This is a genomic window from Streptomyces alkaliphilus (assembly GCF_014141535.1).
In the GTDB taxonomy this organism is placed as follows: Bacteria; Actinomycetota; Actinomycetes; order Streptomycetales; family Streptomycetaceae; genus Streptomyces; species Streptomyces alkaliphilus.
In genome coordinates, this window is sequence record NZ_VKHT01000945.1 from 1 (window position 1) to 1,927 (window position 1,927).

2 protein-coding genes are annotated in these 1,927 nt (G+C 74.8%); both read left to right on the forward strand.

What is annotated here, in order from left to right; translation table 11 throughout:
- The first annotated feature begins 208 nt into the window (after positions 1-208).
- Positions 209-403 (forward strand): hypothetical protein, encoded by a 195-nt coding sequence (locus tag FNQ90_RS21345; protein ID WP_143621485.1) that lies wholly within the window; start codon positions 209-211, stop codon positions 401-403.
- Between the two features lie 175 nt (positions 404-578).
- A partial coding sequence (locus FNQ90_RS21350) for a hypothetical protein (protein ID WP_182607845.1) occupies positions 579-1,927 on the forward strand: 1,349 nt, incomplete at its 3' end.

Here is a 1,927-nt window from a genome sequence, read left to right on the forward strand (position 1 = left end):
GGCGGGGGGCGGTTCCCCCGGATTCACGCCGGTTCGCGGGGAGCCGGGAGAGCCGACCGGGTGCCGAAAGGCCGGCCGGGGCGCCGGGAAAGGTGTCCGAGGAGTGCCGGGGAAAGAGACCGTCACCCGTGTGAGCTGATGGGGCTGTTGTCCACATGATCCCGTATTAAGTTCTTCATACCCATTGGTCATCACCCGGGAGGGTCGGATGGTGCTGTCCATCTCCGGAGTCCTGCTGTTCGGGATCATCGTGTTCCTCTTCTTCCGAAAGGACGGTCTGAAACCGTCCCACGCCGTTGTGTGCGCGCTGTTCGGCTTCTATCTGGCGGGAACGGCCATCGGCCCCAGCATCCAGGCCGGGGGAGCGAGCCTGGCGAGCCTGCTGGGCGGGATCTCCCTGTGAGGCCCCCTCGCCTCCCCCGCCGAACGGCGCCGCGCACCGGCACGGTGAACGGGAACGGCACCACCCCGTGAGCGGTCGGACGGCACTTCGCGGGGTGGTCCGGTGCTCGGCGGTACCGGGACGCGGCGCCCGGCGGCTGGGCCGATCCGCACGGCGACGGTGGGGAGACCTCCCGGTGGAACGACGCGGCCCGGTGGTCGCGGCCGTCCTGGTCGGAACGGTCCTGCTGTACCTGATGCCCGCCGGGACCCTCCTGGCGGGCATCGCCGTGCCGGTGGCGTTGGTGGTGGCCGGCCTGCTCCCCGACCCGGAGTCGGAGGAGCCCCCGGGACCGGCGGAGGACCCGGGCGCGGCGGCGGCCCGCGAACGACGGTTGACCATGTTGCGCGAGGCACTCACCCCGTGGCCGGGTGGAACCGGCCCCTTCGGCTCCCCGACGGCCGGCGCCCCCGAGCCCCCGTCGGTGCCCCGGATGGCCGGTGGGGACGGCGCGGGAGCCGGTGGGGCCGGTCCCGACGAGGAGGACCCCGGGGACCCGACGGATGACGACGGGGAGCCCGTGCGCGGGGCCTTCGACCACCGGGGCCGCCCGGTGGCGCTGGAGATCCGCTACCCCGGATGCTTTCCCGACTGGGACTCCCCGGCCCGCGAACGGGTCGAGGATCTCGTGACCCGGCGCCTGGGGCACCGGGGAGACGTGCGGTTCGACTGGGACGGCGAGCGGGGCGTACTCGGCGTCCGGCCGGCCGATCCCCTCCCCGACGGCATCGGCGCACAGCCGTTCGTCACCCCGACCGACACGGTCGTGCTCGGTTTCACCGACCCGGAGTCCGGCGACCGCACCGTACCCGTGCGGCGCGTGCCCCCGGACGACCCCGGCGGTGAGGCCGTCGTGGCCGCCACTCCTTTGATGTGGCGGACGGGCCCCGAATCACCGACGCCTCACCTGCTGGTGGTCGGTGAACCCCGGTCGGGGGTGTCCGGGCTCCTGCGATCGGTGGTGCTGCAGGCCCTGCGGCGCGAGGAACCACCGCGCGACGGCTCCGTGGAGGTGGCGGTGGTGGACGGTGACGGCGGTGGCGGTTGGGAGTTCCTCCGGGGGCGCCGCGGGATCCGGGCGGTGGAGTACGGCCCCGTCGGGGCCGGAGCCCTGGTGGAGTGGGTGGTGGCGGAGACCGAACGCCGACTGCGGGACCGCGGAGGACCGCACGGGCACGGGGAGAGGGCGCACCCCGCGCTGTGGGTGGTGCTGGACCGCCCCTCGGTTCCCCTGGCGGCGGGTGCGGCGGACCCCGGGGTGCGGGCCCTGTTGCGCCGGGGGCGGGCCGCCGGGATCACGGTGGTGATCGGCGAACAGATCGACCACCTGCCCCCGGACCCGGAGTGGGCGGCGGATCTCCGCGCCCGGGTCGTTCTGGGCGGCCCGGGCGCCCGGGCCACCGCCGCGGTGACGGGCCCCTCCCCCTGGCGCCCCGGCGAGGGGCTGGGCGCGGCCCCTGGCTCTTATACACAACTGATCCATCC